The organism is Deinococcus aerolatus (assembly GCF_014647055.1).
GTDB classification, from domain to species: Bacteria; Deinococcota; Deinococci; order Deinococcales; family Deinococcaceae; genus Deinococcus; species Deinococcus aerolatus.
Map to the genome: position 1 here is coordinate 132649 of NZ_BMOL01000009.1, position 20155 is coordinate 152803.

Annotated in this window: 18 protein-coding genes; 5 read left to right on the forward strand and 13 right to left on the reverse strand. The window is 65.4% G+C overall.

What is annotated here, in order from left to right; genetic code table 11:
* The first annotated feature begins 112 nt into the window (after positions 1–112).
* Together IEY31_RS10955 and IEY31_RS10960 are read left to right on the forward strand one after the other, a co-directional pair.
* Positions 113–868: a M23 family metallopeptidase gene (locus tag IEY31_RS10955; RefSeq protein ID WP_188971850.1), complete on the forward strand. Its 756-nt coding sequence runs from the start codon at positions 113–115 to the stop codon at positions 866–868.
* On the forward strand, positions 865–1827 hold the full coding sequence (locus tag IEY31_RS10960) for a TolB-like translocation protein (RefSeq protein WP_229723498.1): 963 nt from the start codon (positions 865–867) through the stop codon (positions 1825–1827). The genes IEY31_RS10955 and IEY31_RS10960 overlap by 4 nt, the downstream gene beginning before the upstream one ends.
* Positions 1828–1910: 83 nt before the next feature.
* Here the strand turns inward: IEY31_RS10960 and leuS are convergent, their stop codons facing one another.
* On the reverse strand, positions 1911–4403 hold the full coding sequence (leuS, locus tag IEY31_RS10965) for a leucine--tRNA ligase (RefSeq protein WP_188971852.1): 2493 nt from the start codon (positions 4401–4403) through the stop codon (positions 1911–1913).
* 362 nt (positions 4404–4765) lie between these two features.
* Here leuS and IEY31_RS10970 point away from each other — a divergent pair, with 362 nt between their 5' ends.
* Positions 4766–5338, forward strand: a complete 573-nt coding sequence (locus tag IEY31_RS10970; protein ID WP_188971854.1) for a flagellar hook assembly protein FlgD — start codon at positions 4766–4768, stop codon at positions 5336–5338.
* A 109-nt stretch (positions 5339–5447) separates the two neighbouring features.
* Positions 5448–7181, forward strand: a complete 1734-nt coding sequence (crtI, locus tag IEY31_RS10975) for a phytoene desaturase family protein (protein WP_188971856.1) — start codon at positions 5448–5450, stop codon at positions 7179–7181.
* Between the two features lie 3 nt (positions 7182–7184).
* Here the strand turns inward: crtI and IEY31_RS10980 are convergent, their stop codons facing one another.
* From IEY31_RS10980 to IEY31_RS10990, 3 genes are all read right to left on the reverse strand, one after another.
* Positions 7185–7949: an SDR family NAD(P)-dependent oxidoreductase gene (locus IEY31_RS10980; RefSeq protein ID WP_188971858.1), complete on the reverse strand. Its 765-nt coding sequence runs from the start codon at positions 7947–7949 to the stop codon at positions 7185–7187.
* 145 nt (positions 7950–8094) lie between these two features.
* A complete protein-coding gene (locus tag IEY31_RS10985; RefSeq protein WP_188971860.1) occupies positions 8095–9012 on the reverse strand; it encodes an aldo/keto reductase in 918 nt (305 codons plus the stop codon).
* A 46-nt stretch (positions 9013–9058) separates the two neighbouring features.
* Positions 9059–9991 (reverse strand): hypothetical protein, encoded by a 933-nt coding sequence (locus tag IEY31_RS10990; protein WP_229723499.1) that lies wholly within the window; start codon positions 9989–9991, stop codon positions 9059–9061.
* 128 nt (positions 9992–10119) lie between these two features.
* Between IEY31_RS10990 and IEY31_RS10995 the strand changes: the two genes are divergently transcribed.
* A complete protein-coding gene (locus IEY31_RS10995) occupies positions 10120–11766 on the forward strand; it encodes a methylmalonyl-CoA mutase family protein (protein ID WP_188971862.1) in 1647 nt (548 codons plus the stop codon).
* Here the strand turns inward: IEY31_RS10995 and IEY31_RS11000 are convergent.
* From IEY31_RS11000 to IEY31_RS11040, 9 genes are all read right to left on the reverse strand, one after another.
* Positions 11763–12218 carry a DUF4259 domain-containing protein gene (locus IEY31_RS11000; RefSeq protein ID WP_456236830.1) on the reverse strand — a complete coding sequence of 152 codons (456 nt, stop codon included), beginning with the start codon at positions 12216–12218 and terminating at the stop codon, positions 11763–11765. The two genes, IEY31_RS10995 and IEY31_RS11000, sit on opposite strands and share 4 nt — an antisense overlap.
* Before the next feature lie 164 nt (positions 12219–12382).
* Entirely contained in the window at positions 12383–13609 is a 1227-nt protein-coding gene (ispG, locus tag IEY31_RS11005; protein ID WP_188971864.1) for a flavodoxin-dependent (E)-4-hydroxy-3-methylbut-2-enyl-diphosphate synthase, read from the reverse strand.
* Positions 13610–13743: 134 nt separating this feature from the next.
* The gene (locus IEY31_RS11010) at positions 13744–14502 is read right to left on the reverse strand and encodes an ABC transporter ATP-binding protein (RefSeq protein ID WP_188971866.1); all 759 of its coding nucleotides are present in this window, start codon (positions 14500–14502) and stop codon (positions 13744–13746) included.
* Between the two features lie 33 nt (positions 14503–14535).
* The gene (locus tag IEY31_RS11015; protein WP_188971868.1) at positions 14536–15309 is read right to left on the reverse strand and encodes an ABC transporter ATP-binding protein; all 774 of its coding nucleotides are present in this window, start codon (positions 15307–15309) and stop codon (positions 14536–14538) included.
* Positions 15306–16310: a branched-chain amino acid ABC transporter permease gene (locus IEY31_RS11020; RefSeq protein WP_188971870.1), complete on the reverse strand. Its 1005-nt coding sequence runs from the start codon at positions 16308–16310 to the stop codon at positions 15306–15308. Before IEY31_RS11020 ends, IEY31_RS11015 begins: the two co-directional genes overlap by 4 nt.
* 37 nt (positions 16311–16347) lie before the next feature.
* Positions 16348–17235 carry a branched-chain amino acid ABC transporter permease gene (locus IEY31_RS11025; RefSeq protein WP_188971872.1) on the reverse strand — a complete coding sequence of 296 codons (888 nt, stop codon included), beginning with the start codon at positions 17233–17235 and terminating at the stop codon, positions 16348–16350.
* 76 nt (positions 17236–17311) lie between these two features.
* Positions 17312–18025 (reverse strand): ABC transporter substrate-binding protein, encoded by a 714-nt coding sequence (locus IEY31_RS11030; RefSeq protein WP_188971874.1) that lies wholly within the window; start codon positions 18023–18025, stop codon positions 17312–17314.
* A 158-nt stretch (positions 18026–18183) separates the two neighbouring features.
* Positions 18184–19353 (reverse strand): ABC transporter substrate-binding protein, encoded by a 1170-nt coding sequence (locus IEY31_RS11035; RefSeq protein WP_188971876.1) that lies wholly within the window; start codon positions 19351–19353, stop codon positions 18184–18186.
* 54 nt (positions 19354–19407) lie between these two features.
* On the reverse strand, positions 19408–20067 hold the full coding sequence (locus IEY31_RS11040) for a GntR family transcriptional regulator (RefSeq protein WP_229723502.1): 660 nt from the start codon (positions 20065–20067) through the stop codon (positions 19408–19410).
* Positions 20068–20155: the final 88 nt, after the last annotated feature.

The following is a 20155-nucleotide window of genomic DNA, read 5'->3' on the forward strand; positions in this document are numbered from 1 at the left end:
AGGGCGCGGCACAGAGGTCTGAACCGCCACAGCCTCAACCAGCCTCAACATCGTGGTCTCAAACCGTAGCCACAGGCACGCCCTGGGCCGCCGAAGTACGGCAACATCGCGTATGCCCCCTTCCATCCTGATCCGGCGACGTGGCCTGCCCGTCACATGGGCCGCCTCTGCCCTGTGTGGCCTGTGGCTGGCTTCCCTGGCCGCAGCCCACTACGCTCCCGCCCTGCCCCAGAGCGCCATTGCCCAGCCGACGCGTCAATTCGGACTGCCGTTTGCAGGGGTGCCCGGCCCCGACTCCTGGCTGCTGGGCCAGGGTTATGGCAACACCACCGGCGCTTACCGCCAGCGGCGCAGCACCTACGGCAACCTGCAGGGCATCCACGCCGGGCTGGACTTCAGCGCGCCGTGCGGCACCCCGGTACGGGCCATCGGCGACGGCGTGGTGGCCGAGGTGGACGGCCCGCACGGCAGCCCCCCGCACAACGTGGTGATCGACCACGCGGGCAACCTGAGCAGCCTGTACGGTCATCTGCTGGGGCGCTCGGCGCTGCGCCCTGGCCAGCGGGTCACCCGCGGACAGGTCATCGGGCAGAGCGGCGACTCGCAGGGCACCTGCGTCAGCGCGCCGCATCTGCATCTGGAACTGCGGGACCGGGCGCACCAGCGGTTCTTTAACCCGCTGCCGTACATCGCCGCCGACTGGGACACGCTGGCGCTGGCGGGCAGCTTCGGGCGCGGCTACGAGTATGACCTCAGCGCCCCACGCCGATGGCAGACGCCGGACTCGCAGCCGGCGGCCCTGCGCGGGGGCCGGTTGCTCAACGAGTTCGCCAGACCCTGGCCCCCGGCCCCCGGAGGCGCGCGGTGAGGCGGCTGCTGCTCACGGCTGTTCTCGCGGGCACATCGGCCCTGGCCGCCACCCTGCCCTCGCGCGCCGTACTGGGCGGCGGTTGCTGCCCCGGCACGGTCTGGACGCCGGATTCGGGGGCGCTGCTGTTTCTGGACGGGCCGCCCACCCGCCCTAGCACCGGCTTTTATGAGGTGGCGGCGACGGGTGGCCCGGTGACGCGCCGCTTTTCCAGCATTGCCTATTTCTCGCCCAGACTGCGCTGGGCCGTGCGCCCCAGTACAGGTGAAACGACAGTGCTGGAGCGGCTGGCCGACAGCCGACGCTTCATGCTGCCCACCTTCGGCGCCGACGTTGTCTGGAACGATGCCGAGACGCGGCTGGCCTACACCCGCAGCGACACCACTGGCAACTATGACCGCCGCGCCACGCGGGTGTTCGTGGCCGACGCCTTCGGCCCGCCGCGCCAGGTGGCCACGCTGTACGGCGGCGGCGTGAGCGGCTGGGTGGACGACAACACGTTGCTGCTTTCGGGCAAGAGTGCGCCGGACAACCGGGACCGGGACCTGTTCACGCTGAACATTCGCAGCGGGGCAAAAAAGACCCTGCGGACGGCGCTGGGCTTCCGGGGCGTCAGCCTCAGCCCGGACGGCACGCGGGTGCTGTACACCATTTCCTTCGACAGCGCCGCCCGCAATGGCCTGTGGCTGCAAAGCACGGCGGGCGGCACGCCAACCGAGATGGGCGATTACGGGGCCTACCGCTGGCGCGACGCGGGACGCTTCCTGCTGATCCCGCTCACGCTGGACAGCGGCGCACATGTGTTGCGGCAGTACACGGTGAGTCTGAACCGCTGGAACACGCTGGGCGATCTGGGTGATCAGGTGCGTCAGGGCGACTGGAACATCAGCCCGGACGGCAAACTGCTGAACTTCCTGAGCGCAAGGGACGGCAATGTGCGGGTGCTGGCCCTGCCATGAGGCAAGGAGAACCGCATCGACGCTGAACCATGAGGTGAAAGCGGCGCTCTGGCATAAATTCCAGAGCGCCGCGTCCTCACCGCTTACTTCACCACAATGTTGATGATCCGCCCCGGCACGTAGATCTCCTTGACCACTGCCTTGCCCTCCAGGAAGCGGGCCACGTCCGGCTGGGCACGGGCGGCGGCCAGCGCCTCGTCCTGGGTGGCGGTTTTGGAAATACTGACCTGCCCACGTACCTTCCCGCCCACCTGCACGCCGATGGTCACGGTGTCACGCACGGCGGCGGCCTCGTCGGTGGCGGGCCAGGACTGCACATGCACGCTGCCCTGCTGCCCGCGTTCATGCCAGATTTCCTCGGCGATGTGCGGGACTACCGGGGCCAGCATGCGGTTGAAGATGTCCAGCGCCTCGTCCCACTCGGGCGTGCCGTAAGAGGGCGAACGGCGGGCACGCACCAGCGTGTTGGTCAGTTCCATCAGCGCAGCCACTATGGTGTTGAAGCTCAGGCGGTCAAAGTCGCCGGTGACCTTTTTCAGCGTGCTGTGAACCGCGTAGCGCAGATCGGCGGGCGTCACGGCCTCGTCCGGGCCCGCCGTGCGCTCACCGAAGAACAGCGTCCACACGCGACTCAACCACTTGGCCGGGCCGTTGATGCCCTGCGGGTCCCAGGGGCCGCCCACCTCCCACGGCGCGATGAACATCAGGTAGGTCCGCACCGTGTCCGCACCGTACTCGCGCACCAGATCGTCGGGGTTGACGACGTTGCCGCGCGATTTGCTCATCTTCTCGCCGTCCTCGCCCAGAATCATGCCCTGGTTGCGCAGCCACGCAAACGGCTCGTTCTGGGTGGTCAGACCCATGTCGCGCATCACCTTGGTCCAGAAGCGGCTGTACAGCAGATGCAGGATGGCGTGCTCGATGCCCCCGGTATACAGGTCCACCGGCAGCAGGTTGGCCTTGGCCGGGTCAAACGGATGCTGACCGTCACGCGGCGACAGGAAGCGGTACATGTACCAGCTGCTGTCCACGAAGGTGTCCATGGTGTCGGTGTCGCGCTCGGCTTCCCCCCCGCAGACCGGGCAGGTGGTCCGGACCCACTCGCGGTCCAGTTTCAGCGGACTCTGGCCGGATGCCGTGAAGCCCTTGAATTCAGGCAGCCTGACGGGCAACTGGTCCTCAGGGACAGGCTGCGCGCCGTGTTCCGGGCAGTACACGATGGGCACGGGGGTGCCCCAGTAGCGCTGGCGGGCCAGCAACCAGTCGCGCAGGCGGTAGGTGGTTTTGGCCTGTGCCACGCCCGCCGCCGCCAGCCGCTCGATCACGGTGTCAATGCTGGCCTTGCCGCCGGGCAGACCGTCAAATTCGCCGCTGTTGACGATCACGCCGGGGCCGCTGTAGGACCCGGTGGCGTCCGCACCCATCGGCTCGGCCCCCTCGGCGCGGATGACCTCGGTGATGTCCAGGCCAAACTTGCGAGCAAAGGCGAAATCGCGCTCGTCGTGGGCGGGCACGGCCATGATGGACCCGGTTCCGTAGGTGACCAGCACATAATCCGCCACCCACACCGGCACCTGATGCCCGCCGATGGGATGCGTGGCGAAAGAACCGGTGAACACCCCGGTCTTCTCGCCCACGTCCTGCTGGCGCTCTACGTCGGTCTTGCGGCCCGCCGCCGCGACATAGGCCTCCACCTCGGCCCGCTGCCCATCGGTGGTCAGTGCAGCCACCTTGGGGTGTTCGGGGGCCAGCACCAGGAAGGTGGCACCCATGATGGTGTCAGGCCGCGTGGTAAATACGGTTTCCGGCCCGGCGGGGGTGTCGAACACGATCTCCGCGCCCACCGACTTGCCGATCCAGTTGGTCTGCATGGCCCGCACGCGCTCAGGCATGTCGGTTTCAGAGAAGTCCAGCAGTTCGTCGGCGTAGTCGGTGATCTTCAGATACCACTGGTTCAGGTTGCGGCGCTCGACGGGGGTGCCGCAGCGGTCGCACGCGCCGTTCACCACCTGCTCGTTGGCCAGCACGGTCTGGTCCTTGGGGCACCAGTTCACCAGTCCGCCCTTCTTGTACGCCAGGCCGCGCTTGAAAAATTGGGTGAAGAACCACTGGTTCCAGCGGTAATATTCCGGATCAGAGGTAGCGAACTGGCGGCTCCAGTCGATCATGGTGCCCATGCGCTGAAACTGCCCCGTCATGGACTCGATGTTGCTGTAGGTCCATTTTGCCGGGTCCACATTGTTCTTGATGGCCGCGTTCTCGGCGGGCAGGCCGAAGGCGTCGAAGCCCATCGGGAACAGCACGTTGTAGCCGCGCATCCGCATCCAGCGGGCGCGGGCATCCGGGGCGACGTTGGCGTACCAGTGGCCGATGTGTAAATTCCCGCTGGGGTACGGGAACATGGTCAGGGCGTAGAACTTCTCGCCGGGGCCGTTCTCGTCGAAGCGGTACAGGCCGTCGGCGGCCCAGCGGTCCTGCCACTTCTGCTCGATGGCGTGCGGGTTGTAGCGCTCAGCGCGGGGTTCCCGAATGCCGGATTCGTTGATATCGATGGGGTGTTCGTCGGTCTGGGTCATGGGGGGCTCCTGCGGAGGTCTGAGGGTCGATAAGTCTAGGGATCTCTGGGGAGGCGAGAACCAAAAAAAGCCCCGGCGCAACACAGCCGGGGACGGGCGCTCTAGCCTGAGCTAGTCGCGGGGTCCCCTGGGAAGAAGCGCAGAGCGGATCATGCCTTCATTCTAGAGCATGGGCTGACAGGAAGGAAGCCGAGGCATGAACAGGTCTTCGTGGCGATGCGATGTAAGCGGGCGTGCCGAAGCTGCTGCACGGAAGAAGCTGCTGCACTGAAAGGGGGCAGCTGAAGCTTTCCTGATGAATGCGTGGGCCCTTCTTTAGCTGGCCTCACCCCCGGTCAGGCACGTGGCGTCAGGCTGGGGCCATGAGCAGACCCCTTCTTCTGACCCTGGCCCTGCTGGGCAGCACGCTGGCCCACGCGCAGGTCAGCGTCACTGACATTCCCGCCCTGCCCCAGGGTGGCGCATCCCTCCCCGCCGCGACTCCAGCTGCGGCCCCCGCCCAGGGCACTCCGGTGACGCCGCCCACCGTGACCACCCTGCCCGCCGTCAACCCGCCGCTGGCGCAGCCCCACACCGCCCGGCTGGAAGGCCCGCAGACCGTGCAGGCGGGACAGGCGAACCTGTGGAACGTCCTGCTGACCAACACGGGTGACAGGGCCATCAGCCTGCAACACGGCGCGTGTGACGTGCGCTTTGAGGTGGTCAACGCGGCGGGACAGGTCGTCCGCACTACCCCAAAGGACGCCATCTGCACGCTGCAGATCGTGGGGACCGAGGTGGCCCCTGGTCAGACCGGCGAGTTGCAGAAAATCCGCTGGGAAGGCAGGAACGATCAGAACCAGAATGTACCCGCCGGAACCTACACCATCCGCTCGGTGTTCAACGGCGACGGCGTGCTGATCCGCCCAGCCGACCTGACCATCACCGTGCGCTGATTCAGGTTCAGACAGAGAGCGGAGGCCATTTCAACCGGCCTCCGCTCTCTGTTGCCTTTGACCCCTTGCTACAGACCCGCACGCCTGAACGTGCTGTAGTGGGCGCAGCATGACTCCCTCCTCTCCTCCCGGCAACACTGAAGCAGCCGCCAGCAGGCGCAAAACCGCCCTCATCATCGGCTCGGGCATCGGCGGGCTGTCGCTGGGCATCCGGCTGCAAAGTCTGGGCTTTGACACCACCATCTTGGAGCGCCTGGACGCGCCGGGGGGCCGCGCCTACCAGAAGCGCACCGAGGACGGCTACGTGTTCGACATGGGGCCGACGGTAATCACGGTGCCGCATTTCATCGAGGAACTGTTCGCCCTGGAACGTGACAAGGGCATGCTGGGCGAGCCGGACTACCCGCCCCACACGCTGACCGACGACGCCCGCGTCAAAGCCGGCGAGAGCGGCGGCCCGCGCACCCGCGACTATGTGAAACTGGTCCCGATCCTGCCTTTCTACCGGATTTATTTCGACGACGGCACATTCTTCGACTACGACGGCGATCCCGAAAGCACCCGCCGCCAGATCAGCGAACTCGCGCCGGAGGATCTGGCAGGCTACGAGCGCTTCCACGCCGACGCTCGCGCCATCTTTGAGCGCGGCTTTCTGGAACTGGGCTACACGCACTTTGGCGATATGCCGTCCATGCTGCGCGTCGTGCCGGACCTGATGCGGCTGGACGCTGTTCGCACGCTGTTCTCGTTTACCAGCAAGTATTTCCAGAATCCCAAGATGCGGCAGGTCTTTTCCTTCGAGACGCTGCTGGTGGGCGGTAACCCGCTGAGCGTTCCGGCCATCTACGCCATGATCCATTTCGTGGAAAAAACCTGGGGCATCCACTACGCGATGGGCGGAACCGGGGCGCTGGTACGGGCCTTCGTGCAGAAATTCGAGGAACTGGGCGGTACGCTTCGCCTGAACGCGGGCGTGGACGAGATTCTGGTCACGAACGGGCGCGGCCAGCCGGTCAAGCGGCCCATCGGCAAGCGGACGGCGCGCGGCGTGCGGCTGGAGGGCAGCGAGGAACTGCACGCCGACATCGTGGTCAGCAACGGCGACTGGGCCAACACCAATCTCAAACGCATTCCCGCCGCCGCCCGGCTGGTCAACAGCGACGTGCGCGTGAAGGCCGCCCGCCAGAGCATGAGCCTGCTGGTCATCTACTTCGGCTTCCGCGACGATCCCGCCCATCCGCTGGACCTGCGCCACCACAACATCATCCTGGGGCCGCGCTACGAGGAGCTGCTGACCGAGATCTTTGGGCAGAAGGTGCTGGGCCAGGACTTCAGCCAGTACCTGCATGTGCCGACGCTGACCGATCCCGGCCTCGCTCCGGCGGGGCACCACGCCGCCTACACCCTGGTTCCTGTGCCGCACAACGCCAGCGGCCTGGACTGGGCGGTGGAAGGGCCGCAGCTGGTAGAGCGCATCTACACCTTTCTGGAAGAACGCGGCTACATCCCGAACTTGCGCGAACGCCTGACCCACAGCGAGTTCATCACGCCCGACTACTTCGAGGGCACGCTGGACAGCTATCTGGGCAACGCCTTTGGCCCCGAACCCGTGCTGATCCAGAGCGCGTATTTCCGCCCGCACAACCGCTCGGAGGACATTGGCAACCTGTACATGGTGGGCGCGGGGGCACAGCCCGGCGGCGGCACCCCCAGCGTGATGATGTCGGCCAAGATGACGGCCCGCCTGATCGCCGATGACTTCGGGATTCACAGGGACGTGCGGGATGGCGTATCGGAAGCTGCCAAGGAGACGGTCAGGGAAGTGGCGGGTGCAACAGACTGACCCCTAGCCCTCCTGCTCGGTGGGGCGGATCAACAGCTCGTTGATGGCGACGTGGCGTGGGCGGGTCACGATGTACAGCACGGCGTCGGCGACGTCTTCCGATTTCAGGCGCTCCATGTCGGCGAAGCGCTTCATGGCCTGCTCTTTAATCTCCGGACGCAGGTGATCGGCCAGTTCGGTTTCCACGGCCCCCGGCTCCACACTCGCCACCCGCACATGCCGCCGCGTCAGCTCCTGGCGCAGCGATTCGCTAAAGGCCGTCACGCCAAACTTGGTCAGGTTGTACACCCCCGATCCCGAACGCGCCACCCGACCCGCCACCGAGGAAACGTTGATCAGATCGGCCACCCGGCGCTCGCCACTTTCTGCGGCCTGAAGCAGGTGGGGCAGCGCCGCATGCGTCACGTACAGCAGCCCCTGCACATTCAGGTCCACCATGCGCTCCCATTCCTCGACGGGCGCGTCCAGCGCAGGCCCCAGCAGCATCACGCCCGCGTTGTTGATCACGGTGTCCAGGCGGCCCAGCTCGGCCACGGTACGTTTCACCGCGTCCTCGGCCTGCTCGCGCACGGTCACGTCCGCCTCCAGCACCAGGGCGCGGCCACCCGCCGCCTTGATCTGGACTGCCAGTTTCTCCAGGCGGTCCTTGCGGCGGGCCACCAGCGCCACCGCCGCGCCCTCATGGGCCAGAGCCAGCGCCGTGGCCTCACCGATGCCGCTGCTTGCGCCTGTTACCAGGGCCACGCTGCCGTCAAGTCGATTGGACATACGGGCGAGTATAGGCTGGGGTCTGGAACGGGGCCCTCAGTATCACTTCAGATTTCGCAGGCCACGCCTGTCTGGCCCCGCCTCAGCCGAACAAAGAAACGCCGCCGAAGCAAAAGCTCCGGCGGCGATTTCCAGGCAGTTCCACTCAGGGCAGGGTATTCCCCGCCGCCAGCAGGATCGCGTACCACTCCTCGCGGGTCAGGTGAACGTCTGCAGCCTTGAGGCAATCGGCCAGGCGCTGCGGAGTGGTGGTCCCCGTCACTGGCTGCATCTTGGCCGGGTGGCGCAGAATCCAGGCAATCGCAATGGTGGTGTTGCTGACCCCGTATTTCGCCGCGATCTCATTGACCTTCGCGTTCAATTCAGGGAATTTGGGATTGTCCAGAAACACGCCCTCAAAAAACCCGAACTGGAACGGCGACCACGGCTGGATGGTGATGTCGTGTAGGCGGCAGTAGTCCAGAATGCCGCCGTCACGGTTCACGGCCTCGTCGTTTTCCATGTTGACGTTGAAGCCCTGCGTGATCATGTTGGCGTTGGTGATACTCAGCTGAAGCTGATTGGCGAGCAGAGGCTGCCGGACGGACTTTTTAAGCAGCTCAATCTGGCGCGGCTGCTGGTTGGACACGCCGAAGTACCGCACCTTGCCTTCCTGCTCCAGCTGATCGAAGGCGGCGGCCACCTCATCTGGCTCTACAAGGGCGTCGGGGCGATGCAGCAGCAGAATATCCAGGTACTCGGTCTTGAGACGCTTCAGGATGCCGTCCACCGAGGCCAGGATGTGCTCCCTGGAAAAGTCGAACATGCCGTCCCGGATGCCGCACTTGGATTGCAGGATCATTCCTTCGCGCACGCTGCTGTTCATGCCCACGGCGTCGGCGAAAATTTCCTCGCACGCGCCCTTGCCGTAGATGTCGGCGTGGTCAAAGAAGTTCGCACCGTGGTCCATGGCCGTTCCGATCAGCGTCTCCACTTCCGGCCGACTGATGGTGTTAATCCGCATCATGCCCACAGCAACCACCGGCACGTCCAGGTCACTCGTTCCGAGTTTGATTGTTCTCATGGCCCGTATTGTGCTTCAAAAAAGCGTGAGGACGCCTGCAGAACACTTAACGCACCGTCGGCACCCACCACCAGCCGCCCACATCCTGCCGCCCGGCCTGCCGCGCCGCCGTCTGTGCGCCCCGGTTCTCGCCGTGGATGGTGCCGCTCAACACCCGTCCATCGGCGGGCAGATACCGGGCCAGCAGGGTGGAGAGGTAGGCCCCGAGGCCATAGCCGCGCGCGTGGGGGGCCAGCAGCATTTCCCGAACAACTTGCGCGGGCAGCCCAACCTGGGTTTCGGGCAAGGTTCCCACGTACCCACTCCACGCCCCGCGCCAGATCACGTCGAACATGGTTCCGGCATCGATGGTGTCCTGCAGATCTTCCTCGGACAGCAGGCGGGCCTGACCGGGGTGCTCTGGGTGGGCAGCGTCCACAGCGGCATAGGCGGCCTGAGCATCGGCGTAATGGGAGAGATCCGTTGTCTGGATCAAGCTCAATTCAGGTGCAAGCCCTCCCCCACCCAGTTCGGCTAGAGGCGCGGCCAGCACACGTAGATCGGGCTTCAGACCAGTGAACGTTTCGGCAGCACTCCAGACACGGATTCGGGGCGGGTGAAAGTCGCCGTAATCAAGTACTGCAGCCCCAATCAGCGCCGGGAAGTCTGACGCCACCACCGGCCGCGAGGTCGCGCTGATGTCCACGAACGGCTGTCCCACGTCCAGCCCCTTGAAACGAATGCTGAACATGGCCTCCAGACCGGGTGCAACCGTGACCCAGCGGTTCAGGTATGCCTCGGCGGGCAGGCCGACGTTGATGAACTTGGCCCGCTGGCCCGCCAGTTCCAGATCAGTGGCGAGCCGAAGGTCAAAGGTATGTTCCACCGCCAGATTTGCCAGTCGATCTGGTTCGGAACACCACTTCAGCGTCGGCGGATGCTGGGCAGCCAGGGAAAAACGGGCCAGATCGGCAGCAGTCGGCAGATGTTCACAGATCACTGTCCCGAGCGTAAATCACAAGCATCCGTGGAGGCATGGGCCGCATGGCTTACACGCGCTTCTGCTACCCTGAAGGCCAACCTAACGAGCGTTAGTTTCCCGAGTTGAATCAACTTCCGGAGGACGATATGAAGACGAAAAACGAGTGGATGGGCAGCGTCTACGGACCGGCCACGCAGAAATTTCCCGAGCGCAAGTACAACTTCACCAACCTGTCCGACATGGACCCGGAGCCGATCTACACGGCAGATGACCTGGAGGGCTGGGACGCGGAGCGCGATCTGGGCTATCCCGGCGAGTTTCCGTACACCCGCGGCGTGCAGCCCAGCGTGTACCGCGGCAAGCTGTGGACCATGCGGATGTTCGCGGGCTTTGGCAGCGCCGAGCAGACCAACGAGCGCTTTCACGCGCTGCTGCGGGCCGGGCAGACCGGCCTGTCCACCGCCTTCGATCTGCCCACGCTGATGGGCTACGACTCGGACCACCACTTTTCACGCGGCGAGGTGGGCAAGTGCGGGGTGGCGGTGAGTTCGCTGGCCGACATGGAGATTCTGTTTCAGGGCATCGATCCCGAAACCGTCACCACATCCATGACCATCAACAGCCCGGCCAACGCCATCTGGGCCATGTACATCGCCAACGCGCAGAAACAGGGCAAGGACCTGAACAAGATCGGCGGGACCATTCAGAACGACATCCTGAAGGAATTCATTGCCCAGAAGGAGTTCATCTACCCGCCCGCGCCCAGCGTGAAACTGGTGATCGACACCTTCGAGTGGGGGCCGCGCATTGTGCCCAAGTGGAACTTCATCTCGGTCAGCGGCTACCACATCCGCGAAGCCGGGGCGACCGGCGTGCAGGAATTGGCATTTACCCTGGCCGACGGCTTCCATTATGTGGAAAAGGCGCTGGAGCGCGGACTGGACATCGACGAGTTCGCGCCGCGCATCAGCTTTTTCTGGGACATCCACAATGACTTTTTCGAGGAAATTGCCAAGCTGCGGGCCGCGAGGCGAATCTGGGCGCGGCAGATGCGCGACCGCTACGGCGCGAAGAACCCTAAGTCGTGGATGCTGCGGACTCACTCCCAGACCGCCGGCGTCTCCCTGCCCGCGCAGCAGCCCCTGAACAACATTGCGCGCGTGGCGATTCAGGCGCTGGCCGCCGTTCTGGGCGGCACGCAGAGCCTGCACACCGACGCCTTTGACGAGGCGCTGGCCCTGCCCACCGAGGAGGCGGCCACCATCGCCCTGCGCACCCAGCAGATCATCGCCTACGAAACGGGCGTGGCCGGCGTGGTGGACCCGCTGGCCGGCAGCTATTACGTCGAGAAGCTGACCGACGACATCGAGCGGGCCGCGATGGGCTACATCGAGCAGATTCGCATGATGGGCGGCGTAGAGGAAGGCATTGACAACGGGTTCTTCCAGCTGGAGATGGCTGAGGCCGCCTACCGCTACCAGCGCGAGGTGGAAACCAAGGACCGCATCATCGTGGGCGTCAACGACTTCGTGCAGGACGCTGTGGAAGTGCCGATTCAGCTGATCGATCCCGAAGTGGAGCGGGTGCAGGAAGCGCGGCTGGCCCAGGTCCGGCGCGAGCGTGACCCGGCGCGGGTGGAACAGGCGCTGGCCGACCTGCGCGACACCGCCGTCACTGGGGCCAACTCCATGCCTGCCTTCCTGGAATGTGCCCACGCCTACGTCACGCTGGGCGAGCAGATGGACGTGCTCAAGACCGTGTATGGCGAATACGTGGAACCTGCGGTCGTTTAAGGACTCAGTTGGAAATGAACCGTGGGGCTGCTCCCACGGTTCATTTTTTCAACCGTCCAGCCGCGCCCGCAGGGTCTGTGCTGCGCCCAGCCATTCGTCGGCCTCGGCGCTGTCGGCCCACAGGTCCGGCACCTCGCTGTCCGGACCCACGACGCGGTCCACGGCATCACGCGCCACGTCGCGCAGCGGGGCGAGGTCCGCCGGGTCGCTTCCTGCACCCAGACCCGCAGCCGGGCGCTGACAAGGTTCAGGGTGTCGCCGTCAAGGGCCGCGGCCAGAATCTCGGCGGCGGCCAGGGTGCGCCAGCCTTCCTCGGCGGCCAGAAAATCCGTGTCGGGGTCCAGTGCCACGTCGAAAGCCTCGGCCAGGGCGAACGCGCCGTCCTGCACCACTTCATCGGCGAAAGCCGCCCCCGCCTCGTTTTCAAACGGTCCCGTGCCCCAAATGTCCATGCCCAGAGCTTAACGGGCGTAGACATCCCTGTGCTCAGGGTGAAGGGAGAACAAACACAGAACTTCAGGCCCAGTGCATTGAGACGTGTGGCCCTGCCAGTCGGAATCCAGCACGGAACAGGCCCACCCACCCCCTCCACGCACAGCGGCAAGCGCAGGCGCTCTCAGGCTGACGGAACGGCATTCCCATACCGCCGCTCCACATACGCCTCAAGCAGTTCCTGAAACTCCTCGGCAATGCGGGGGCCTTTGAGGGTCTTGAGGAGCCTGCCGTCCTGATACACCGGGGCGCGCGGGTCTTCCCCCGTGCCGGGCAGGCTGATGCCGATGTTGGCGTGCTTGCTCTCGCCGGGGCCGTTGACGATGCAGCCCATGACGGCCACCTGCATCTCCTCCACGCCGGGATACCTGGCCTTCCAGTCGGGCATGGTGTCGCGGATGTAGTCCTGAATCTTCTGGGCCAGTTCCTGAAAGAAAACGGAGGTGGTGCGCCCGCAGCCGGGGCAACTGGTCACCTGCGGCAGGAACTGGCGGATGCCCAGGCTTTGCAGGATCTGCTGCGCCACCTCCACTTCCAGCTTGCGCGAGGCGCCGGGCTCGGGCGTGAGGCTGACGCGGATGGTGTCGCCAATCCCCTCGTTCAGCAGCGGCGCGAGGGCCACCGACGAGGCCACGATGCCCTTCATCCCCATGCCCGCCTCGGTCAGGCCCAGATGCAGCGGGTAGTCGCACAACCCAGCCAGCTGGCGGTAGACCTGCCACAACTCGGGCGCACTGGACACCTTCACCGAGATCAGGATCTTGTCGTGGGCCAGGCCCAGTTCCTCGGCGTAGGCGGCACTTTCCAGAGCCGAGACCACCATCGCGTCAATCATCACGTCAGTGCCGGATTTTGGGCTGCCCTTCGCCGCGTTGGCATCCATCAGCCGCGCCAGCACCTGCTGGTCCAGGCTGCCCCAGTTCACGCCGATGCGAACGGGTTTATCAAACTCTTTTGCCACCTCGATCATGGTGGCGAAATTGGCGTCGTGGTGCTGTCCGGCCCCCACGTTCCCAGGGTTGATGCGGTACTTGGCCAGCAGGCGGGCCGTTTCGGGGAACTCGCGCAGCAGGATGTGGCCGTTGTAGTGGAAGTCGCCCACGATAGGCACGCTCAGGCCCACCTCCTCCAGTCGGGCGATCAGCTCGGGCACGGCGGCGGCAGCTTCACGGGTGTTGACGGTCACGCGCACCAGTTCGCTGCCCGCGCGGGCCAGCTGCGCCACCTGAATGGCGGTGGCCTCAGCGTTGGCGGTATCGGTGTTGGTCATGCTCTGCACGACGACGGGGTGGGCGCTGCCGATCAACACGCCTCCCACGTTGGCGGTGACGGTCTGGCGACGGGGCATCATGTACCCAGTCTACGCGGGGCGGGGCGGGCGGTTCAGGAAGACGGCTTACGGCCTGACAGATTCCGGCCCGTTGGCCCACAAAAGAAGACGGAGAGGCCGTTGCGCCCCTCCGTCCTGGCCCACTCCTATTCTCGCTAGACGCCCAGGTACGCCTTGATGATCTCCGGGTCTCCCATCAGCTCCCGGCTCGGCCCTTCCTTGACCAGACTGCCCAGTTCCAGCACGTAGGTCCGGTCGGTTACTTTGAGCACCTGACGCACGTTCTGTTCCACCAGCAGCACGGTCAGGCCCAGTTCACGCAGGGACCCGATCACGCGCATCACTTCCGAGACCACCAGCGGGGCCAGCCCCAGCGACGGCTCGTCCATCAGCAGGACCTCGGGTTCGCTCATCAGGGCGCGGCCAATGGCTACCATCTGCTGTTCCCCGCCGGACAGCGCGGCGGCGGGCGAGCGGCGTTTCTCGGTCAGGCGCGGAAAGAAGTCGTAGACTTTCTGCAGGTTCTCAGCGCGGTTCTTCTTGGTGCGCGGCAGGTACGCGCCCATGATCAGGTTTTCCTCGACCGTCATCTGACCGAACAGCTGACGGCCCATCGGCACGTGCGCCACGCCCATGTCGGTGATGCGGTGCGGCGGCACGGCGTTCAGGTTCTGCCCCCGGTAGGTGGCCGTTCCCCCCCTGGCCTTGAGCATCCCCGACAGCACCCGCAGGATGGTGCTCTTGCCGCTGCCGTTGCCGCCCACCAGTCCCACCAGTTCGCCCTTGTCCACATGCAGCGACACGCCGAATACGACCTGCACCTGCCCGTAGGCGACGTCCAGATCGGTGGCCTCCAGCACGCGCTCGCCGGGAACGTAGCCCACGCGGGCCGGTTGAGGTTGGGTGCTGGTCATACGCGGCCTCCAGTCAGCGGCGCAAAGCAAAGGCTAATCATTGTCGTCTCCCAGATACGCCCGGATCACGTCCGGGTGCGCTGCCACCGCGTGCGGATCGCCCTCGGCCAGCAGCTCGCCGAAGGCCATGCAGATCACGTGGTCCGACAGGCTCATGATCACGTGCATGATGTGCTCCACCATGACGATGGCCAGGCCCGACTCTGCCAGGGTGCGGATCAGCGCCACCATCTCCTGCTGGCCCGGCGGGTTCAGGCCCGCGATGCTTTCATCCAGAAACAGCACCTTCGGCTCCAGCGCCAGCACCTTGGCCAGTTCCAGGCGGCGGCGGCGCGCAAGGTTCAGCTGCGAGGCGGGCTGCGTGGCCCGGTCCGCCAGCCCCACGCGCTCCAGCACGGCGTAGGCATGGTCCTCGGCCCTGGCTCCCCGGTAGCGCAGGAACGCGGCCACCAGCACGTTTTCCAGCACGCTCAGGTCTTCAAAGGGGCGCTCGACCTGAAAGGTACGGGCCATTCCCAGCTTGGCGCGGGCCTGCGGCTGCAGGCTGGTGATGTCGCGCCCGCCGTACAGCACGCGGCCGCTGCTGGGCTTCACGAAGCCGGTCAGCGCGTTGAAGAGGGTGGTCTTCCCCGCCCCGTTCGGCCCGATCAGGCCCAGAATCTCGCCGGGGCGCACCGCCAGAGAAATATCCTTGACCGCCACCACGCCGCCGAAGCGCACGGTGATGTTCTCGGCGCTCAGGATCGGTGGGCCGGAGGGGGCGTGAACCGGCTGGTCCGGAAGTTCCGTCAGCGAGGGCAGCGTCATCTTGCCGTCCCCAGCTTGCTGCTGGCCCGCTGGAACAGGCCCATGATGCCGTTGGGGGCAAACAGCGTGACCAGCAGGATCAGTACGCCGTAGATCAGCAGGTTGGCGTTGCTGAACACGTTGCGGAACACCTCGCCGAAGATGCTCAGCACCAGCGCCCCGATCAGCGGTCCCTGAATGGTGGTGCGCCCGCCGATGATGGCCAACAGCGCGATCTGAATGCTCAGCGGCAGTTCCAGAATGGTGTGCGGCTCGAAGGCCTGCAGGTACAGCGCGTACAGGCTGCCGCCCAGGGCCATCAGCGCGGCGCTGAGCATGAAAGCCAGCAGCTTCATGCGGGCCGGATCGATGCCGAGCGCCCGCGCACCGTCCTCGTCCTCGCGCACCGCCTGAAGCGCGTAACCCATGCGCGAGCGGCGAATAAAATGCGTGATCACCAGCGTCAGCACCACGAAGCCGAAGGCCAGCCAGTACTCCACCTGCCGGTCAAACAGGTCAAAACCGAAGGGTTTGGGCAGATCCGGCATGAACAGCCCCTCGGCGCCGCCGGTCCAGTTACTGTTGATGGCGATCAGGCGGATCACCAGCGCCACTGCAATGGTGGACAGCGCAAAATAAGAGCCCTGCAGCCGGAAGGTCAGCCAGCCCCACACTGCCGCCACCGCCACCGCAATCACCATGCCCACCAGCGCGCCCCACCACGGGGCCAGCGGCGAGGCCAGAAAGGGAGGCAGACGTTCGGGCGTGGCCAGCAGCGTCATGGTGTAGGCCCCGATACCCAGCAGGGCGGCGTGACCCAGACTGGTCTGCCCGGCCCAGCCGCCCAGAATGTTCCAGCTCATGGCAAAGCCCGCGAACAGCAGCGTGGAAATTCCGAAATTCAGCGTCTTGCCGAAGAAGAAGGGGTAGATGAACATGATGGCAACGAGGATGACGCTGAGCCACACGTTGCCGAAGGTCAGCGCGCGGGGGCGGGCGGGTGGGGTGGCCACTGCAGTCATGTGTGCCTCTGAAGGGTGAACAAAAGGAGAGAGGTGGTCATACCCGTTTCACCGTCTTGCCGAACAGTCCCTCGGGCCGCAGCAGCAGCACCAGCAGGAACACGATCAGGCCGTAGGCATCGCGGTAATTATTGCTGACGTAAAAGGCCCCCAGCGACTCAATGACGCCCAGCACCAGTCCACCTACCACAGCCCCCGGCAGGTTGCCCAGGCCGCCCAGCACCGTCACGATAAACGCCTTGGTCACGTAGTTCTCGCCCACGGTGGGAAAGGTATACAGCAGCGGCATCAGCAGCACGCCCGCGATGGCGGCAAACGACACGCCCATGCCGAACACGATAGCCTGGATGTTGGAAGTCTTAACACCCTGCAACTCTGCGCCCAGCGGATTTTGCGCGGTGGCGCGGATGGCGCGGCCCAGTTCGGTGCGGTACAGCACCAGATTCAGGGCCGAGATCACCAGCACCGTGCCTAACCCGGCGATCAGCAGCGAGATGCTGACCTGCACGCCCGCAAACTTGAAGGTGTTGATGGCGTACGGCACGTTGATGCTCTGCGGCTGCGCCCCGAAGCCCAGCAGCAGCGTGTTGCTGATGATCAGTCCCAGCCCCAGTGTGGCGAGCATGCTGCCCTCACCCAGCCGGTCTCCCAGCTTTGAAAGCACGACGCGCTGGATGAAATAGCCCAGACCAAAGCCCAGCGGCGCGGCCACCAGCAGGCTGAGGTAGGGGTCCAGATTGAACGCCTTAAACAGCGCCAGCGTGATGAACATGCCGATGGCGAGAAAGTCCCCGTGAGCGAAGTTGATAACCCGCATCACCCCGAAAATCAGGCTCAGGCCAGTGCCGATCAGGGCGTAGAGGCCCCCGGTCAGCAGCCCTTGAACCAGGGTTTGAAAAAACGCCGTGACGGCGACTTCATCCATGTAAAACTCCTTGTGTACTGGTGGGCGGCAGAGGGGCGGGACGGCCGGGCTTCACGCCCCACCTGCCCCAGCCCGCCTATGTCTTGAGGTTGACCTTGCCCATTGCTGCGCTCGCCGGGCCGATGGTGACGAATTTGCCGTTCTGCACCTGCGTGATTACTCCCACGACGCTGTTCTGGTTCTGGTAGCCCGCGTAGTCACGGAAGGTCACCGGACCGAAAGCGATGTTGAGCGGGGTGCTTTCCAGCGCCACCCGCACCTTCTCTGGCTCGGTACCGCCCCGCCGGATGGCGGCGGCCAGCACCCCCGTCTTCGTCCCGCCTATCTTCTTCAGCTGGTCGAGCAGGCTGCGGGTGTAGACGCTGCTCTGGTTGTTGACGCGGAAGGTGTAGGCGTTGCCGGGCCGGGTGATGGTCTCGTCAATGGCCGTGGCCACAAGCAGCGGAACCTTGACCCGCGCCATGTACTGCGACAGCGGCTTGGTGATGCCGCTGCTGTACGCACCGATCACCACCGGCACCTTCTGATTGACCAGTTTCTCGACGGCGTTCAGCGCCTTGTTGGTGTCGCTGGCGTCGTCCTCCAGCAGCAGTTCCAGTTTCTGGCCGTTCACGCCGCCCCTGGCATTGAGTTCGTCAACGGCGACCCTGAATCCGGCCTGCTGCATGGCCCCGAAGGTGGCGAAGCGCCCCGACAGGCTGGTCACGGCCCCGATTCTGATGGTGCTCTGGGCGGAAGCGAGGGAGACGGAAAGGAGGGCGAGGGCAGTCAGGGGGTGGGCTAGGCGCATATGACCTCGTTTGAAGGTGGAGATGGAGGATAGACCCCATCAAGCGGGGCGGCCCCGGCTCTCCAGCGTCCAGGGGGAATTCCCCAGCGGAGAGCGAGGGCGTCTGTGTGTGGGCGGAGCAGAGGGTCATTTCAAACCCCCTGCCGCCGCCCAGCACCTTACTTGCGCTCGAAGGTCAGGGCGCGCGGGACCACCGACTTGGGGTAGACCGGCACAAAGGCGCCGTTCTGCACCTGCTGGGCCACCATCTCCAGCGGGTTCTGGTTCTGGAAGCCGTCGTAGTCCTTGAATTGGATCGGCCCGAAGGCGGTCTGGATATTGACCGTACCCAGCGCAACCTTGACCTTCTCGCGGTCCGTGCTGCCCGCCTTGTTGATGGCGGCGGCGGCGGCCAGCACACCGGCGTAGGCCTGGGCCGCGTGGTAGCTGGGGTCAGCCCCGCCCAGCGCCTTCTTGAGATCGACGTTGAGCTTCTGCGTACCGGCGTAGCGCAGCTGCGGCACCCAGGCCGTGGCGGTCACGACGTTCTCAGCTGCCGCGCCGCTGTCTTTGACAAAATCGGGCAAGGCGAAGCCGGCCGCGCCTCCGGCGAACAGGCGAGGCTTGACGCCCACCTCGCGGGCCTGACGCATCAGGGCCACACTGTCCTCGGCGTAGCTGACCATCAGGATGCCGTCCGGGTTCTTGGCTTTAATGCGGTTCAGCACCGGGCGAAAATCGGTCAGGCCCTTGTCGTAGCGCTGATCTTCCAGCACCGTGATGCCGAATTCCTTGGCAATGCGGTTGGCGGCGTCAGCCACGCTCTTCTCGAAGGACCCAGTGCCGGCGATGATCGCCATGTTCTTGAACTTGTTGGCCTTGAAGATGTCCAGAATCACCTGGGCGTAGGCGCTGGCCGGCTGATTCAGGCGAAAGATGTACTCGCTGCCGGGCTTGGTGATGTCGTCGCCGCTGGAAGTGATCACCAGGTTCGGCACCTTCTGGCGGGCCAGGTACTGCGCCTGCGCCTTGACCAGACTCGACGAGTATTCGTTCAGCACCATCGGCACGCCCGCGTTGACCAGACGCTCGGCGGCGGACAGTCCCTTGTTCACGTCGCTGGCGTTGTCCTCGATAATCAGTTCCAGCTTCTTGCCCAGCACACCGCCGTTCTTGTTGACCTCGGCCACGCCCACCTTGAAACCCGCCAGCTGCATCTTGCCGAACTCGGCGAAGCGCCCGGTGACCGAGGTGATCGCGCCCACCTTGATGGTGTCCTGCGCGCTGGCAGAGGCGGCCAGGGTGAGGGCGAGGGTAAACAGCGCGGTCTTTTTCGTGAGTTTGAACATGTGGGTCTCCTTTGGAAGCCGAAACGGTGTCGGCAGTGGCAAGCGCAGTGGGGTTCAGGGGATGGGGGCGGTGCTGTGCCAGTGACGCACGCTCTGGGCCACGCGGCTCAGGTGATCGCGCATGGCGCGTTCGGCGGCGGGGCCGTCGCGCTGGCGCAGCGCACGTTCGATGTTGCGGTGTTCCTCGTGGCTTTGCCGCAGGTGCCACGGCTCATTGACCATCAGCGGCCCGGCCAGCCGCATCTCGCGGGCCAGCAGGGCAGCGTGACGGGCCAGCCGGGCATTGCCGCAGGTCTGCGAGACGATCTCGTGAAAGCGCAGGTCCAGCTCACGGAAGCTGCGGGCGTCGCCCACCGCCGCCGCACCCTGGGCGTCCAGCACGCCGCGCAGCGCCGCCAGGTCGGTGCTGGTCATGCGTCCGGCCGCGTTGCGGGCGGCCAGACTTTCCAGGCTGATTCTCAGCTCGTACAGTTCCAGCACGTCGCCCAGTTCCAGCCGCGCGACCTCCACGCCCCGGCGGGACTGCTCGACCGCCAGCCCCTCACCCACCAGCAGGAGAACGGCCTCGCGCACCGGCGACCGGCTCACCCCCAGCTGACGGGCCAGTTCCGGCACGCTGAGCCGGGAGCCGGGCGGAAGGTCTCCGGCCAGAATGGCGGAACGAAGCTGATCGCGCACCACATCGACGACGCGGGCGCTGGCAATCGGTTGCAACAGAGGGTGGGCCTCCTTTCAGCCGTCAGGTCTGGCCTGGACACGACTGCCCTGTGAAGATTTTGAGAACAGGCAGAGTGTTACATGT

Coding starts and splice junctions, on each gene's coding strand:
- IEY31_RS11000 (WP_456236830.1), bottom strand. CDS start 12,218: ATGGACATTTGGGGCACGGGACCGTTTGAAAACGAGGCGGGGGCGGCT.
- IEY31_RS11025 (WP_188971872.1), bottom strand. CDS start 17,235: ATGGATGAAGTCGCCGTCACGGCGTTTTTTCAAACCCTGGTTCAAGGG.
- IEY31_RS10970 (WP_188971854.1), top strand. CDS start 4,766: ATGAGCAGACCCCTTCTTCTGACCCTGGCCCTGCTGGGCAGCACGCTG.
- IEY31_RS11015 (WP_188971868.1), bottom strand. CDS start 15,309: ATGACGCTGCCCTCGCTGACGGAACTTCCGGACCAGCCGGTTCACGCC.
- IEY31_RS11020 (WP_188971870.1), bottom strand. CDS start 16,310: ATGACTGCAGTGGCCACCCCACCCGCCCGCCCCCGCGCGCTGACCTTC.
- IEY31_RS11035 (WP_188971876.1), bottom strand. CDS start 19,353: ATGTTCAAACTCACGAAAAAGACCGCGCTGTTTACCCTCGCCCTCACC.
- ispG (WP_188971864.1), bottom strand. CDS start 13,609: ATGATGCCCCGTCGCCAGACCGTCACCGCCAACGTGGGAGGCGTGTTG.
- IEY31_RS10980 (WP_188971858.1), bottom strand. CDS start 7,949: ATGTCCAATCGACTTGACGGCAGCGTGGCCCTGGTAACAGGCGCAAGC.
- IEY31_RS10955 (WP_188971850.1), top strand. CDS start 113: ATGCCCCCTTCCATCCTGATCCGGCGACGTGGCCTGCCCGTCACATGG.
- IEY31_RS11010 (WP_188971866.1), bottom strand. CDS start 14,502: ATGACCAGCACCCAACCTCAACCGGCCCGCGTGGGCTACGTTCCCGGC.
- IEY31_RS11030 (WP_188971874.1), bottom strand. CDS start 18,025: ATGCGCCTAGCCCACCCCCTGACTGCCCTCGCCCTCCTTTCCGTCTCC.
- crtI (WP_188971856.1), top strand. CDS start 5,448: ATGACTCCCTCCTCTCCTCCCGGCAACACTGAAGCAGCCGCCAGCAGG.
- leuS (WP_188971852.1), bottom strand. CDS start 4,403: ATGACCCAGACCGACGAACACCCCATCGATATCAACGAATCCGGCATT.
- IEY31_RS10985 (WP_188971860.1), bottom strand. CDS start 9,012: ATGAGAACAATCAAACTCGGAACGAGTGACCTGGACGTGCCGGTGGTT.
- IEY31_RS10995 (WP_188971862.1), top strand. CDS start 10,120: ATGAAGACGAAAAACGAGTGGATGGGCAGCGTCTACGGACCGGCCACG.